Source organism: Actinoplanes sp. NPDC049802 (genome assembly GCF_040656595.1).
Taxonomy (GTDB): domain Bacteria; phylum Actinomycetota; class Actinomycetes; order Mycobacteriales; family Micromonosporaceae; genus Actinoplanes.
The window spans coordinates 58,149-73,981 of record NZ_JBFAMR010000017.1 but is presented as its reverse complement, the minus strand read 5'-3'; the positions used below and the strand labels follow the sequence as shown (position 1 = coordinate 73,981).

Below are 15,833 nucleotides of genomic sequence, written 5' to 3'. Positions count from 1 at the left end.
TGTCTCCAAGAGGTGGTAGGTGTCCGAGGCCGGCGCCGTGGTCAGCGGCTCCCCGGGTTCACGAGCAGCCGGGACGGGCCGTGGAAGACCAGGTCGTGGGCGTACGGAACGGGATGCTCGGACAGGCTGAGCCGTGGTAGCCGGTGCAGCAGCCTGGTCAGCGCGACCTCTGCCTCGAGACGAGCCAGATGGGCGCCGAGGCAGTAGTGGATGCCCATGCCGAAGCCGGCGTGGCGGGTGGGGACGCGGTGGATGTCCAGGCGGTCCGGCTCGGGGAAGCGGGCCGGGTCGCGGTTCGCCGAACCCAGGACCAGTACGACGGTGCTGCCGGCGCCGATGTGCCGGCCCCCGATCTCCACGTCCTGCCGGGCTCGTCGCCGGATCATCTGCACCGGGGAGTCGTAGCGGGTCAGTTCCTCGACCGCCCACGGCATCGCCTCCGGGACCGCGCTCAGTTCGGCGTGGACGTGCGGGTTGCGCAGCAGTGCCAGCACCCCCTTCGACAGCAGGTTCGTGGTGGTCTCGTGGCCGGCGGTGAGCAGGTGGATGCAGGTCGACGCCAGTTGGACCTCGGTGAGGCCGGCGGCGAGCAGGTGCCCGACGAGGTCGCCGGGGTTCGCGCCGCGGCGGCGTCCGGCCTCGGCCGCGAAGAACGCCGACAACGCCCGGGCGGCGCGGTCGGCCGCGGGGAGGCCGGCGCCGTCGTGCGAGGTGTTGGCCTGCTGCAGGGCTACGGCGTGCCGCCGCAGCCATCGGTGCCGGGTGGCGGGCACGCCCAGCAGGTCGGCGATGACGAGGATGGGCAGCGGCGCCGCGAAATCCTCGACGAGGTCGGCGACCGGGCGGTCGGCCAGGTCGTCGAGCAGGCCGTCGACCAGTGTCTCGACACGCTTGCGCAACGGCGTGACCCGCGCCGGGGTGAAGTGCCCGGCGACCCGGGAGCGCAGTGCGGTGTGCTCCGGCGGGTCCAGGAACACCAGCCAGTTCGTCACCACGTCGTGCAGCGCGGCGTACTGCGGGGGAATGGGGACCACCGGGGCTCCGCCCGGCGCCCGGCGCCCGAAGCGCCGGTCGGTCAGCACCGCGAACACGTCGTCGTAGCCGAAGAGGTACCACGTGTCGGCGCCGGCCGGGTCCCGGTGCTGCCGGTGCACGGGATCGATGTCCAGGTAGTGCCGGTAGACGGGGTACGGATCCGCGATCTGTGCCGCGTCCAGGGCGAACGGTGGCACCCGCCCGGTCGCGGCGCGGGCGTCGACGGCCGAGGTCATGCCCGCTCCCGTGCACCGAAGAAGCCGGCGTAGAAGGCCAGCATCTCGGTGACCCGTTCGGGCGCGGCGGCCGTCTTGCCGGACGCCGCGGCGAGATGCTCGAACCGGAGCGCCATCGACCGGTCGGCGACGTCGGGGCGGGGAATGAACCGCGGTTCGGTCTCCCACTCGAAGGAGGGGCCGGCGCACGTGCCGGGCCGCCCGGCCGGCATCGTCACCAGAACCTCGGCCAGCGGGCCCATCATCCCGGTCATCACGTCGATGGCCGCGTTCATCAGCTCGGAGCGGCGCAGGCTGGCGTCCGGGTCCTGCCCGAAGTGCTGCACCATGAGCTGGAACATCATGAAGTACGCGCGATTGAAGAGCTGCAGCACGGCGACCGCCTCCGGCTCGGTGACCGGTTCGGTGTTCGGGTTGCCGGGATACAACGACGGGTTGCGGGCCAGCGGGTAGGCCGGAATCCACCGCTCCCGCCCGCCGCCACGGGTCGCGGCGCCGTCCTCGAGCAACCGGGCGGACAGCCCGAGGAAGATGTCGTAGTGCGACTCGCCGGCCTCGACGGGTGAATCGATCCGGCCGCCCTCACCCTGCTCGGTCACCACGTCGATGGCGAACAGCGCGCTGGGCAGGTCGTCGACGTACAGCTGATAGTCGGGGTGCACGGCGTTGATCGATTCCCGGAGGAACAGGTGGTGCTCCCCACCGCCCCGGCCCCGGCGGATCAGGAAAAGGTCGGGAACGCTTCGCAGGCCGGCGCGGATATCGTCGTACAGCTCCGGGATGGAGTGGTAGCGGTGCTCGTCCCGGCCGGGTGGGACGTCCGGGCCGGGCGCGCCGGTGAGCGGTGACACCGCGCCCGCCGGCCGCTCGACGGCGATGAACCGCTGCAGACTGCCCACGCTGAGCGGCTCCAGGGCGAAGTCCAGGGCCACCGGCAGCGTGCTGTTCAGCGTGCCGAAGGAGAAGACCGGTACGTGGAAGCTCTCACCCATCGCCATGATGATGTTGTTGACGACCAGGAAATGGATCATCTCCTCGCGGGCGACCTCGATCAGCCGGCCCCGTACCCCGCCGTCACGGCTGCGGCCGCCGTCACCGCAGGCCAGCCGGACCTGCTCCGGAGTCCACAGCCCGCGGCGGACGAACTCGCGGGCCGCGCCGTGTGTCGGCACGGAGTACGCGGCGTACAGGTACTGCAGCATCACGGCCAGCTCCAGGGTCGCCGCGTGCCGCAACGCGGTCAGCAGCTGTCCCCGGGTGGTGATCGGCAGGCCGGTACGGGCACGGCCGGTGACCGGCGCCGGAACCCGGGCCGCGGACTGTTCCCGCCGCAGGTACTTGAGCAACAGACCGGCCTTGGCGGCGGACAGGTCCCGGGTCGGTGGCATGAACCAGGTCCGGGACCGGTTGGCCGGGTCGGACATCTGCCAGAGCAGCCGGGCGTACGTCGCGACCTTGCACCGGTCCGCCAGGCTGAACACCTCCGCCTTCATGAACGAGTAGAGGAACTCGTAATCGGCGAACACCTCCCGGTACAGCAGGTCGAACGTGACCTCCTCGGTGGGCACGTCGGCGAGGTGCCCGTCGTCGGGCAGCACCCGTACCGCCAGATGGCCGGCGCCGGACCAGTAGCCCAGTTCGTCGGCGTCGTCGTAGGCCAGCGCGGCCGACCCGGGCCGCTCCGGCGGGCAGGGCCCGTCGTCCTGGGCCGGGGCGAGCAGGATCCGGCCCGCGCCGGCGCGGGCGCCCTGAACGGTGAAGCAGCCGTCCCCCCGGGCGTCGGTGTCGACGGCACACACCTCGGCGAAGTCGCCACCGGCCTCGACCGGCCCGGGCCGTACCCGCACCAGGTCGACGTCACCGCACCGGGCCGACGGGGCGGAAGCGGCCGGGTCCAGCGGGCGGGACCGGGGGTTGAGGAACTGCCGCACCCGGATGCCGGTGACCGGTGCCGGGCGGCCCCGTACGAAGGACCGGATGCCCACGGTCACCGCGTGATCGTGACCGTGGGCCGGATCGGGATGCTCCAGCGTCAGGGCGGCGTCGTCGGTCTGCACCGTGACCTCCTCCTCGGCCACGAGCGTGCGCCGTTCCCCGTCCACCTCCCCGATCAGGCACAGCGCCTCGTCGGGCAGGGAGCCGGCGGTGGGCAGCAGGTTCTCCACCCGGACGATCCCGCTCGTCAGGTCGTACCCCGGTCCGGCGTACGCGGAACGGGGGACGCGGGCGATCAGCCGGCCGTCGTGTGCCGTGCGCAGTTCCAGGTCGCCGAGCCGCACCCGCTCGTGCGGCTCCCGGGCTTCGGGTCCGGTGGAGCGGCCCACCACGGGCACCGCCGTCACCATGTTGAAGGTGACGTGGCCGGGCTCGACGGCGACCGTCAGGTTGTGCAACGGGACCGGCCGTTCGGTCCAGCCGGCGGCCCGCGGCGTCAGCAGCCGTCCGGCGGGACAGGTCCGCGGTTCGGTCCGGCGCCACGGGGCCACCGTGCCCCACACCGCCCAGTGGTTCGCCGCGTCCGGCGCCGTCGGCATCGCCATGGTGGCCAGGGCGAACTGGACGACGAGGCCGTCCACGCCCGGCTGCCCGACCACGGCGCGCAGGTGCCCGGCCGCGGGCGACAGGGACGTCTCCGGCAGCCAGTGCAGGCCCTCACCGTCGGTCAGGACGAACTGGTGCACCGTGGACCGGGCCAGCTCCGACGCCAGCGGGTGCTCCCGGAGGCCGCGGCGGTAGTCGAAGTGGTGCCATCGGGGCGGCTGATATCCGGACACGTCACCGGTCAGCAGGTAGCCGTCCTCGTACGACCGTTCACCGCGGCCGAGCCCGAACTGCCCGACCATGACGGTCGTCGTCCAGCGGGAGGTCGGATCCAGGTCGAACACCCGTGCCCGGTTCGCGGTGGTGGCCAGGTAGTCGTTGTAGTGGCCCCACATGTCCACCCGCCGGCCGACCACCGGGTCGCCGCGGTCGGGACCGTGCGACGTCTCGACCGCGACGACCTGGGCGTCGATCCAGAAGTGGCCGCTGCCGGCGAAGTTGTGACCGGTCGAGCCGTTGAACGGCGCCCCGGGGCCGCTCCGGCCGGCGGCGTCGAACCATGGCCCTCTGCGCGCCAGCCAGGCGTGGTGATCCGCCGGTGGCGTGTCCGTGGGCACCGGCCCGTCGTCGTTGAGCGCCCGGTTGGTAGCCAGGTCGATCAGCCCGCTGCGCGGCCCGGTGGGCAGCTTGGTGGTGGCGACCCCGCGGAAATGCAGGCGCGGCAGGTCGAGGACGCTCATCCAGCCATCTCCGTGCAGATCGGCAGCACGTCACGCACCGCCGGACCGGCGGGCTCCGGCATGAGCGCGGGATCCGGCAGCGTGGCCGGCACCCGCATGACGATCCGGCTCACCGCGTCGAGCGCGGACTCGAGCGCGCCGTCGATCCACGCCGGGCGGGACGAACAGTGCTCCCCGGCGAAGTACAGGGGCCCCTCCGGCTGCTGTGCCAGCATGCGCTGCTCCTCGACCGCCGCGGCGTCCTTGCCCCAGTGGACCGAGCACCCGCCGTTGCTCCACGGGTACTGACCCCACGCCAGGCTCTTGGCGTTGAGCACCATGCCGGGTTTGAGCAGCTGTGGATGCATGGGAGCCAGATCGGCCAGCACCGCCGCGTACCGGGCCGCCGCCGGCATCCGGCCGAGCAGTTCGGCGTCCTCCCCGACGCTGTAACTGGCCAGCAGCACGGCGCCGTACGCGGGATCGCCGTCGATCGGGGGATAGTAGGTCTGGCGTACCCGGCCCCCGCTGGACGAGGCGCCGCCGTTGATGCCCTCGCGCTGCCAGAACGCCTCCCGGCAGTGCAGCGCCACCTTGGTGGCGGGCACGTACTGCACATCATGGATGGTCTGGAGTTTCTCGTCGCTGAAGCCGGTCAGCCGCAGGCCGCGCAGCACCGAGAACGGAAGTGTGCACAGCACCTGGCCGCACCGGCGTACCAGGCGCCGGCCGTCGGCACGCAGGTGCAGCACGACCTCGTCGGAGCGCGCCTCGATGCCGACCACCTCGTGCTGGCGGCGGATCGGCCCGTTGATGCGCCGGGCGAGCCGCCGCACGAGCTGGTCCATGCCTCCGCGCAGCCGGAAGAGCTTGGTGCTGGTCTCCATGAGGATGTCGTCCAGGAAGCCACGCAGCGGGTTGCGGCACTGCTCCCGCAGGGTCGGGTGGGCGGCGAACAGCCCGTGCAGGTCGAAGGCGTTGCCGTCGTTGCGGACGAACGGGGCGAGGTTCAGGCGTTCCACATAGTCCAGCAGCCGGGCACGCAGGTCGTGGCGCAGATCCTGGCGCTGGCCGGGTGGCGCGATGGCGTCGACGACGAGGGTCAGCCAGGCGCCGAACATCAGCGTCTCCGGGCGATAGCCGTCGTGGGACAGATCCTCGCGGAGTTCGGTGGTCAGCTGACGGGCGGCGTCGCGGAGGCGGACGTAACTCTCCGCGGTGCGCAGGAAGGCGTTCTGATCGGCCAGCAGGCTGTGGAAGGACCGCAGCTCGCCGGTGAGACCGACCTGGGCGATGTAACGCAGGGTGTTGCTGTGGCCGGCCGGGATTCGCATGGCGCCCAGTTCGGCGAACGGCGCGTCGGCCGAGTCGCCGAACCGGAAGGTGGAGATCCGGCCACCGAGCCGCCGGCTGCCCTCCAGCACCTCGACGGGAACGCCCAGACGTTCCAGCTCGTACGCGGCCGCGAGCCCCGCGATGCCGCCGCCGAGGATCACCACGGTCGGGTCTGGACGCTTGCCGTTCGTCCCGCCGTCGGCCGTGACAGCGTCGGTGTGGGCGCGACTCGGCGGAACCGGCATGGCTGTCGGTGCTCGTCTGTGACCCATGGCATTCTCCTTCCCGCGCCGTCGTCGAGTCCGCTACGGGCGGACCGCCGTTCGCGCGGCGAACTCCGGACAGGACGGCGCTGGACGAATCAGCGAAGCGGATGACGCCGCGCCATATCGGTTTGACTCACTGTGATAGGCCAGGCCTTACCGACTCAATATGTATTGTCTGGCAATTTGACCCTTGGGTCGTTCCAGGGAACGGCCGACGCATTGTTCGGCACGCTGATTCCGGTTCTCCGGGGATGTCGGCCATTGGCCGCGTTACTTTGCCGAGCATAAGTGGTGAGGTGGCGTTGTGCAGGGTCAACGCGGATGGTGCGGGCCTGTCGGGCTGGTGGGGCAAGCCGTGGCGGCCGGAATCGCGGGAAAAGAGAGTAATGGTTCGACGGTGCGGGCGGGCACTTTTCGATGAAGTGTCGGCGCGGCGCCCGGAGTGATGAATGGCAGCCGAATAATCGTTCGGCAGATGGCCCGGCACGGCGAATGATCCAAGGTGCACACGTTCCCGGGCCATAGCGGGGAGAATCGGCGCGGAACGCAGTACCGCCCGTGGCCGTGGGCCACGGGCGGTACGCCAGGCGCCCGGCACGTCGTTGTGCCGGGCGCCCGAGCTTCGATCCGGTGGCGGGACACCACGCTGTGTCCTGCCACCGGGGGACCGGTCAGCGCCTGCTGATCGCCTTGCGATAGTCGCTGTTGAGGCGGCCGATGAGGCTCAGCGGAATGCCCTTCGGGCAGACCGTGGTGCACTCGCCGGCGTTGGTGCAACCGCCGAAACCGGCGTCGTCCTGCGCCTGGAGCATGTCGATGACGCGGCTGTCCCGCTCGGGCTGGCCCTGGGGCATCAGGCCGAGGTGGGCGATCTTCGCCGCGGTGAAGAGCATCGACGAGCCGTTCGGGCAGGCCGCCACGCAGGCGCCGCAACCGATGCAGGTGGCCGCCTCGAACGCGGCGTCCGCGTCCTTCTTCGGCACCGGGGTGGCGTGGGCGTCCGGGGCGGTGCCGGTCGGGGCGGAGATGTAACCACCAGCCTGAATGATCTTGTCGAAGGCGGTCCGGTCGACGACCAGGTCCTTGATCACCGGGAAGGCGGCGGCACGCCACGGCTCGACGTCGATCACGTCGCCGTCGGAGAACTTCCGCATGTGCAGCTGGCACGTGGTGGTGGCCTTCTCGGGGCCGTGCGCCACACCGTTGATGACCATGCTGCACGCGCCGCAGATGCCCTCACGGCAGTCGTGGTCGAAGGCGATCGGGTCGTCACCGCCCAGGATCAGCGTCTCGTTGAGGACGTCGATCATCTCGAGGAACGACGCGTCCGGGGAGATCCCCTTCACGTCGTAGGTGACCATCTTCCCGGGGGAGGTGGGGCCGGCCTGACGCCACACCCGAACCTTGATGTCCATTGAGGGTTATTCACGACCTTCCTTGACTGACGGGTTGCGTGACGGTGGGCACGTGGTCTCCACCGTCGTGAATAACCCTCACTACTTGTAGCTCCGCGTGCTCGGGTGGACGTACTCGAAGTCGAGCTCTTCCTTGTGCAGGGTCGGCTTGCCGTCGGCGCCGAAGTACTCCCACGCCGCGGCGTAGCTGAACTCGTCGTCGTGGCGCAGCGCCTCACCGTCCGGGGTCTGGCTCTCGGCCCGGAAGTGGCCGCCGCAGGACTCGCGGCGGTGCAGCGCGTCGATGCACATCAGCTCGCCGAGCTCGAGGAAGTCGGCCACCCGGCCGGCCTTCTCCAGGTTCTGGTTGAGCTCCTCACCCCTGCCCGGCACCTTCACCCGGGTCCAGAACTCCTCCTTGAGCGCCCGGATCAGACCGATGGCCTTGGTCAGGCCCTCCTCGGTCCGCTCCATGCCGCAGTACTCCCACATGATCTGGCCGAGCTCACGGTGGAACGAGTCCACCGTCCGGTCGCCGTCGATCGACAGGAGCCTGGCGATCCGGTCCTCGACCTCCCGGCGGGCCTCGACGACCGGGGCGTCCGCCTCGGAGACGGCCGGGAAGGGGCCGGCCGCGAGGTAGTTGCTGATCGTGTTCGGCAGCACGAAGTAGCCGTCGGCGAGACCCTGCATCAGCGCGGACGCGCCGAGCCGGTTGGCGCCGTGGTCGGAGAAGTTGGCCTCGCCCACCACGAACAGGCCGGGGATCGTCGACTGCAGGTCGTAGTCGACCCAGAGGCCACCCATCGTGTAGTGCACGGCCGGGTAGATGCGCATCGGCGTCTCGTACGGGTCCTCGCCGGTGATCCGCTCGTACATCTCGAAGAGGTTGCCGTACTTCGCCTCGACGGCCTTGCGGCCCAGCCGCTTGATCGCGTCCGCGAAGTCCAGGTAGACGCCGAGGCCACCGGGGCCGACACCGCGGCCCTCGTCGCAGACGTTCTTGGCGGCACGCGACGCGATGTCACGGGGCACCAGGTTGCCGAACGACGGGTAGATGCGCTCCAGGTAGTAGTCGCGCTCGTCCTCGGGGATGTCCGCGGCCTTGCGGGTGTCCCGCTGGGCCTTCGGCACCCACACCCGGCCGTCGTTGCGCAGCGACTCCGACATCAGGGTCAGCTTCGACTGGTGCGAGCCGGACTCCGGGATGCAGGTCGGGTGGATCTGCGTGTAGCAGGGGTTCGCGAACAGCGCGCCCTTGCGGTGGGCCCGCCACGACGCGGTGACGTTGCAGCCCTTGGCGTTGGTGGAGAGGAAGAAGACGTTGCCGTAACCGCCCGAGGCGAGCACGACGGCGTCGGCGAACTCGGTCGTGATCTCGCCGGTGACCATGTCCCGCACCACGATGCCGCGGGCCTTGCCGTCGACGATGATCAGCTCGAGCATCTCGTGCCGGGCGTTCATCTCGATGTTGCCGAGACCGATCTGCCGCTCCATCGCCTGGTAGGCGCCGAGCAGCAGCTGCTGGCCCGTCTGGCCCCGGGCGTAGAAGGTCCGGGACACCTGGGTGCCACCGAACGAGCGGTTGTCGAGCAGGCCGCCGTACTCGCGGGCGAACGGCACGCCCTGGGCCACGCACTGGTCGATGATGTTCACCGAGACCTGCGCGAGCCGGTACACGTTGGACTCGCGGGCCCGGAAGTCGCCGCCCTTCACCGTGTCGTAGAAGAGCCGGTGGACGGAGTCACCGTCGTTGCGGTAGTTCTTCGCGGCGTTGATGCCACCCTGCGCGGCGATCGAGTGCGCGCGGCGGGGGCTGTCCTGATAGCAGTACGACTTGACCTTGTACCCGGCCTCGGCCAGGGTCGCCGCGGCCGAGCCGCCGGCCAGGCCGGTGCCGACCACGATGACCGTCAGCTTGCGGCGGTTCGCCGGGTTGACCAGCTTGGCGGAGAACTTGCGGCGTTCCCAGCGGGTCTCGACGGGGCCGTCCGGCGCGGCGGTGTCGGCGATCGGGTCGCCCTCTGCCCAGAAGTCGCTCATGATCAATCCACCAATCCGATCAGGACCGCGAACGGCACCGAGAGGTAACCGATCACCAGGACGGCGGCGATCACCGACGAGGCGATCCTGGCGATGCGCTCGCCGCCGGTGGTCTGCTGGCCGAGAGTCCGGGCCGCACTGAAGATGCCGTGCTTCAGGTGAAGGCCCACGGCGCTGACGGCCAGGGCGTAGAAGGCGGTCACGTACCAGCGCTGCGGCGCGAAGTCCGCGACGACGTTGGCGTACGGATGCCGCGGGTCGAAGTCCGGGTGAACCGTGCCCGTCGTCAGGTCCAGGATGTGGTAGATCACGAAGAGCAGGACGATGACGCCACCCCAGCGCATGGTGCGGGCGGCGTAACTGCCCTGGACCTTGGGCCGGTGCGCGTACTTGACCGGCCGTGCCCGCCGGGCTCGCCTGGTCAGCACCGTGGCCGCCCAGATGTGGGCGATCAGCGCGATCACCAGGCCGAACCTCTGGATCCAGAGGTACCAGGTGCGCGGGAGCAGTGGCGTGCCGAGCTCGCGCAGCCAGTGTGCATAGTGGTCGAAGTCCTTCGCGTCCACGAAGATCTTCAAGTTGCCCAGCATGTGCGCGAACAGGAAGAGGATCAGGACGACGCCGCTGACCGCCATGATCAGTTTGAGCGCGACCGACGAGGGCCGGACCGACTTCCGCGGCGTGGGGCGTGCCGTCGCGCCCACTGCATCAGTCGTCTTCGGAATAGGAGTGTCTACCGCCACGAGTTGGAAGGTAGAAAGTCCCGAACGATTCGTCTAATGCATCCAGGGACGACCTGCGATAGCGATAGGCTATTACGGTGCAGCTGCAACAACTCAGGTACTTCCTGGCGGTGGCGGAACTACGGCATTTCACCCGTGCGGCGGACGAACTGGGCGTCTCGCAGCCCACGTTGAGTAAGCAGATTCACACCCTGGAAATGTCACTCGGCGCCCCACTCCTCGAGCGGATCCGGGGCGGCGTGACCCTCACGGTGGCCGGCGAGACACTGCTGCCCCTGGCGCAACGCATGATCGCGGACGCCGACGCGGCACGGGACGCGGTCGCCGACATCGTCGGGCTGCGCCGCGGCGAGGTCCGGCTCGGCGCCACCCCCAGCCTCTGCTCCTCGCTGGTCCCGGCCGTCCTGCGCGACTACCGCGCCGAACACCCCGGCATCCGCCTGCACGTGAACGAGGGCAGCTCCCAGGACCTCATCGCCGACCTGCTCGCCCACTCCCTCGACCTGGCCCTCATCGTGCACCCCGAGCAGGGCGTCGACCCGGCGCTGGAGACGATCGAGCTGCTCCGGGAGAGCCTCGTCGTCGCCTCGGTCGCCTCCGGGCCGCCGCCCACCGTCGCCCGGCAGCTCGATCTCGTCGAACTGCGGCACACCCCGATGGTGATGTTCCGGGACGGCTACGACATCCGGGACGTGACCCTGCAAGCCTGCGAGCGGGCCGGCTTCACCCCCAGGTTCGCGGTCGAGGGCGGTGAGATGGACGCCGTTCTCGCCTTCGTGGAGGCCGGTCTCGGGGTCGCCCTGGTGCCGAGCATGGTGCTCGCCAACCGGCCGCTGCTGCGCGCCACGCCCCTGGCCCCGCCCGGCATGCGGAGGACCATCGCGCTCGCCCAGCGCCGGGCCGCCGTCCTGCCGCACGCGGCCGCCGCCCTGCGCGAGGTGGTGATCGAGCACATCGCGGCCGGTGAACTCCCGTTCGGGGTGAAAGCCGTGTGATCCACCGTCCACTTCGGGTAGTCAGGGCAGTACGCCACGTCTAGCATCCGAGTGTGTGGCATGGCGAGTACCGGCATCCCCGGCTGGTCGAGGTCTACGACGCCGAGCGGCTCTGGGGCTGGGAGGACGACTTCTTCATGCGGGTGCTCGCCGAGCGCACCGCCCCACGCGTCCTCGACATGGGCTGCGGCACCGGCCGGCTGGCGATCGCGATGGCCGGCATCGGCCACGAGGTGACCGCCGTCGACCCGGCCCGCGCCTCGCTGGAGGCGGCCCGCCGCAAGTTCGGCGCGGCCCGGGTCCGCTGGCTGGAGGGGTCGTTCGAGACCGTGCCGGCCGAGGCGTTCGACGCCGCCTTCATGACCGGCCACGTCGCCGAGCACATCGTCACCGACGAGGAGTGGTCCGGCGCCCTGCACCGGCTGCGCGGCGCGCTGGTCACCGACGGCCGGCTCGTCTTCGACAGCCGTGACCCGGCCGGCCGGCCGTGGCGGGAGTGGGCGCCGGACCGCACCCGGCGTCACATCGTGCTGGCCGACGGCTCGGTGGTCGAGGCGTGGAGCCGGATCACCTCCACCGAGAAGGACGTGGTCTCGGTCGTCCACCACTACCGGTTCGACGACGGCCTGGAGCTGACCAGCTCGGCGGCCCACCGGTTCCGCGACGAGACACAGCTGCGCGACTCGCTGCGGGCCGCCGGATTCCGGGTGAACGAGATCTACGGCGGCTGGGGACGCGAGCCGCCCGGGCTCGGCGGCGACGGTGAACTGATAGTGATCGCGATCGCTGAGCCCCGAATGCTGCCGTGATGTGCCGCTTTACCCGTTGAACCATTGCGGGACATGAATCCCGGACTACTATCCGGCACGCATCGGTACCGACCATTACGACGGGGTTGGGTGACATGTCCGACAACGAGTGGCCACGGGAGCTACCCGGGCCGAGCCGCGATGAGTGGGGCGACGAGCCCCCGCAAGCCCGTAGCCGCGTGTTGCTCTCCGCCTCCCTCGTGATCGTGGTCCTCCTGGTCGCCGGCGGGGTCGCGTGGCAGCTCATGCGCAACGGCTCCGCCCAGCCGGCCACCCAGCCCAGCGCCGCCCCGTTGCCGTCGTCGACCCAGCCCAGCGTCACCCCCTGCCCCGACGCGGAACTGACCGTGGCCGCCGCGCCCGAGATCGAGCCGGTGATCCGGGCCGCGGCCGGCACCCTCCACCCGGCCGGACAGCGCTGCGCGCCGATCGAGGTCCGGGCCGAGGAACCCGGGGTCACCCTCGCCTCCACGGACCGGCCGGACGTCTGGGTTCCGTCCAGCAGCGCCTGGCTGCGCATCGCCGAGGAGAACAAGCTGTTCTACCGCACCTCCGGGGCCACCCTCGCCTACTCACCGGTCATGCTGGCCGCGCCCGAGGCGATCGGCAGGCTGTACATCAAGGACGGCAAGACCACCTGGAACGGCCTGATCGAGGCGGTCGCCGACGAGCGGATCCCGGTGGCCACCATGTCCGATCCGCTGAAGACCACCAACGGCCTGCTCAGCGTCCACGGCGTGTACGCGGCCACCGCCCTGGCCAGCAAGGACCCCGGCATCGCCCAGCTTCGCGCGCTCACCCTGCGCAGCCGCCTCGCGGACGCCGCCGCCGACCCGGGCGTCCTGCTCACCCGGATGGCGGCCGAGGCCGACGCCACCTCCGCGGTCTACGACCTCGGCGTCTTCCCCCTGATCGAGCAGCAACTGCTCAGCTATCAGAAGGGAGGGCACCGGGTGGCGCTCACCGGGGTGGCGCCGGCCGACGGGATGGTCGAAGCCGACTACCCGTACGCGGTCCGCAAGGGCGTCAAGACCGGCCTGGCCGACCGGCTGCGCGCCGCGATCACCAAGACGGCCCTCACCGAGGCCGGGTTCCGTGCCGAGCCGACGGCCGGCGGCGCCCGCCTGCCCGGCACCGGCAAGGCGCTGCTCGATCCGGCGAAACAGTGGGCGGGGTTCCAGACGCTGGCCTTCCAGGTGCTGCTGCTGATCGACGCGTCCGGCTCGATGAACGAGAGGATCGGCGGGTCGGCCACCAAGGCGTCCCTGCTCCGCGAGTCCGGCGCGAGCGCGGCCCAGCTGTTCAACCGGGACACCACGATCGGGATGTGGTATTTCGGGGCCGGCAGCGCGAACAGCCCGGCGCACACCGAGGAGGTGTCGTTCGGGCCGATCAACGGGGAAGCCGGAGGCAAACCGCGGCGAGAGGCCCTGATCGAGAAGATCAAGACGTATCGGCCGCAGTCGAACGCCGGCACGCCGCTCTACCAGAGCGTCCTCGACGGCGTCGACACGATGCGTGAACAGGTGAAGCCCGGAAAGCCGTCGGTCGTCGTGGTGCTCACCGACGGCGCCGACGGCGGGACCAGGTTCGCGATGTCCAACCAGGAGTTCCAGAAGCGGCTCACCGCCGGACTGGACCCGGCCCGGCCGGTTCCGGTGATCGCGGTCGGTTACGGCCCGGACGCCAACATGCCCGCGTTGCAGAGCATGGCCAAAGCCACCGGCGGCCAGGCGATCGCCGCCCGGAACCCGGCCGACCTGGCCTCCGCCATGGCCAAGGCCTTCCTCGCGGCCCGGACCGGCTCCTGACCCGGCCGGCGCGGACCGGTTCCTGACCCGGTCGGCGCGGACCGGTTCCTGACCCGGTCGGCGCGGACCGGTTCCTGACCCGGTCGGCGCGGGCCGGTTCCTGACCCGGTCGGCCCGGGCCGGTTCCTGACCCGGCCGGCCCGGGCCGGTTCCTGACCCGGCCGGCCCGGGCCGGCCCCGAACCATCCGCCGTCAGCCGGCAGGCCGGCCCGGCCACCCGGTCAGGAACGGGCCGGACCGATCTGATCGGCGACGATCCGGGCCGACAGGGTGACCATCGGCAGCCCACCGCCCGGATGCACCGACCCGCCGACCAGGAACAACCCGTCCACCGGCCCACGGTTGCCGGGCCGCAGCAGCCCGCCCGCGGTCCCGTAGATGGCCCCGCCCGGCGCCCCGGTCTCCTCGGCCAGATCCGCCGGCGTACGCGTTTCCGCGAACTCCAGCCGATCCCGTACGTCCACCCCGCGCCGGGCCAGCACCGCCAGCACATGATCCGCGTACGCCTCGGCCAGCCCCGGGCGCCGCCAGTTCACAGCGGACCACCCGGTGCCGTGCCGTGCCGCGTTCACCAGCACGAACCACGCCTCCCGGCCGTCCGGGCGCACCTCGGGGTCGGGGGCCCGGGTGACGAACACCGCCGGATCGTCCACCGGCCGCGCCCGCCGGCCCGGCGCCCCGAATACCGCGTCGAACTCGGCGTCGTAGTCGCCCGGGAAGAACACCGTGTGATGCGCCAGTCCCGGAGTCTCCCCGCGCACACCGAGCAGCAGCACGAACCCGGCCAGGCTCCGGTCGGCAAGCCCGCGCAACGGTTTCGGGGCGGGCAGCAGATCCCGGTAGAGGGTGACCGCGTCCACGTTGGAGACCACCACGTCAGCGGGCTGGAACTCACCCGACGCCAGCCGTACCCCCCGAACCTTCCGGTCCGCCTCGATCGCCGTCACCTCGGAGTGGAGCCTCACCCGTACCCCATGATCGACGCACCGGGCGTGCAGCGACGCGCCGAGCGTGCCCAGACCGCCCGGCAGATACCACCCACCGTGCGTGAGCTCCGCGTAGGGGATCGCGGCGAGCGCCGCGGGCGCGCGCCGCGGATCCGTCCCGGTGTAGGTGGCATACCGGTCCAGCATCATCCGCAGCCGCGGATCCCGCAGATGGCGACGGCCCAGCCCGCGCAGCGACGACCACGGCGCGATCGCCGCGAGATCACCCACCCGCCACGACAGCCGCGCCAGCGACGCGGCATCCACCGGCTGCCGCAGCACCGACTCCCACGAGGCCCGCCAGATCCGTGCGGCCCGCCGCCAGAACCGGTCCCAGTCCGCGGCCGCCTCCGCACCCAGCGCCGCACCGATCCGCTCCAGGAAGACGCCGTGATCGGACGACGAGTCGAGCGTCACACCGTCCGGGAAGACGTGCCGCACCACCGGATCCAGCGGCTCCGGCCGCAACCCCAGCCCCAGTTCGGCGAACACGTCCGGCAGCGTGAGCAGGCTCGGGCCGGTGTCGAAACGGTAACCGTCCCGCTCGTACACCCCCAGCTTCCCGCCCGGCCGCCCCGCCCGCTCGTGCACGGTCACCCGATGCCCGGCGGCCGCCAGCCGCAACGCCGCGGCCAGACCACCCACCCCGGCGCCGATCACCACGATCTCGCTCACCGCATCGCCTCCCGACATCCGCGCGCTACCAGCATGATCACCCCGTGTGCCGCGCTTTCCTCCGGGTGGTCTTTTTCCGGGGTACGCGGAAAGCCGCACCCAACCGCATTCCGCCCGTCCCCGCGGTGCCCCGCGAGCTTCTCGCCGGTCCAGGCCGCAGCGCGCCCGCCGGCCTGTTGGTGTGTGGGTTTCGGGTGTGATTCGGGCCTGAAATCGACACGTTGGTTTCGTGTGTTGCTGGGTGT

10 protein-coding genes are annotated in these 15,833 nt (G+C 71.1%); 3 read left to right on the top strand and 7 right to left on the bottom strand.

The features are described 5' to 3' along the window. Positions 1–41: 41 nt before the first annotated feature. From AB0I88_RS14785 to AB0I88_RS14760, 6 genes are all read right to left on the bottom strand, one after another. Positions 42–1,271 (bottom strand): cytochrome P450, encoded by a 1,230-nt coding sequence (locus AB0I88_RS14785; protein ID WP_361023220.1) that lies wholly within the window; start codon positions 1,269–1,271, stop codon positions 42–44. Further along, complete coding sequence (locus AB0I88_RS14780) at positions 1,268–4,552, bottom strand: ferritin-like domain-containing protein (RefSeq protein ID WP_361023217.1); 3,285 nt, start codon at positions 4,550–4,552, stop codon at positions 1,268–1,270. The genes AB0I88_RS14785 and AB0I88_RS14780 overlap by 4 nt, the downstream gene beginning before the upstream one ends. Then, positions 4,549–6,138: an NAD(P)/FAD-dependent oxidoreductase gene (locus tag AB0I88_RS14775; protein ID WP_361023214.1), complete on the bottom strand. Its 1,590-nt coding sequence runs from the start codon at positions 6,136–6,138 to the stop codon at positions 4,549–4,551. Before AB0I88_RS14775 ends, AB0I88_RS14780 begins: the two co-directional genes overlap by 4 nt. Before the next feature lie 665 nt (positions 6,139–6,803). After that, entirely contained in the window at positions 6,804–7,547 is a 744-nt protein-coding gene (locus AB0I88_RS14770; protein ID WP_361023212.1) for a succinate dehydrogenase/fumarate reductase iron-sulfur subunit, read from the bottom strand. Positions 7,548–7,628: 81 nt separating this feature from the next. Further along, positions 7,629–9,569 carry a fumarate reductase/succinate dehydrogenase flavoprotein subunit gene (locus AB0I88_RS14765; RefSeq protein WP_361023209.1) on the bottom strand — a complete coding sequence of 647 codons (1,941 nt, stop codon included), beginning with the start codon at positions 9,567–9,569 and terminating at the stop codon, positions 7,629–7,631. Positions 9,570–9,571: 2 nt separating this feature from the next. After that, on the bottom strand, positions 9,572–10,273 hold the full coding sequence (locus AB0I88_RS14760) for a succinate dehydrogenase cytochrome b subunit (RefSeq protein WP_361023377.1): 702 nt from the start codon (positions 10,271–10,273) through the stop codon (positions 9,572–9,574). Positions 10,274–10,383: 110 nt separating this feature from the next. Between AB0I88_RS14760 and AB0I88_RS14755 the strand changes: the two genes are divergently transcribed. The 3 genes from AB0I88_RS14755 (at position 10,384) to AB0I88_RS14745 (ending at position 13,927) form a co-directional block, all read left to right on the top strand. Next, the gene (locus AB0I88_RS14755; protein WP_361023374.1) at positions 10,384–11,307 is read left to right on the top strand and encodes a LysR substrate-binding domain-containing protein; all 924 of its coding nucleotides are present in this window, start codon (positions 10,384–10,386) and stop codon (positions 11,305–11,307) included. Positions 11,308–11,360: 53 nt separating this feature from the next. Beyond that, the gene (locus AB0I88_RS14750; protein WP_361023206.1) at positions 11,361–12,116 is read left to right on the top strand and encodes a class I SAM-dependent methyltransferase; all 756 of its coding nucleotides are present in this window, start codon (positions 11,361–11,363) and stop codon (positions 12,114–12,116) included. Between the two features lie 95 nt (positions 12,117–12,211). Further along, positions 12,212–13,927: a substrate-binding domain-containing protein gene (locus AB0I88_RS14745; RefSeq protein WP_361023203.1), complete on the top strand. Its 1,716-nt coding sequence runs from the start codon at positions 12,212–12,214 to the stop codon at positions 13,925–13,927. A 221-nt stretch (positions 13,928–14,148) separates the two neighbouring features. Here the strand turns inward: AB0I88_RS14745 and crtI are convergent, their stop codons facing one another. Then, positions 14,149–15,588, bottom strand: a complete 1,440-nt coding sequence (crtI, locus tag AB0I88_RS14740) for a phytoene desaturase family protein (RefSeq protein WP_361023200.1) — start codon at positions 15,586–15,588, stop codon at positions 14,149–14,151. Positions 15,589–15,833: the final 245 nt, after the last annotated feature.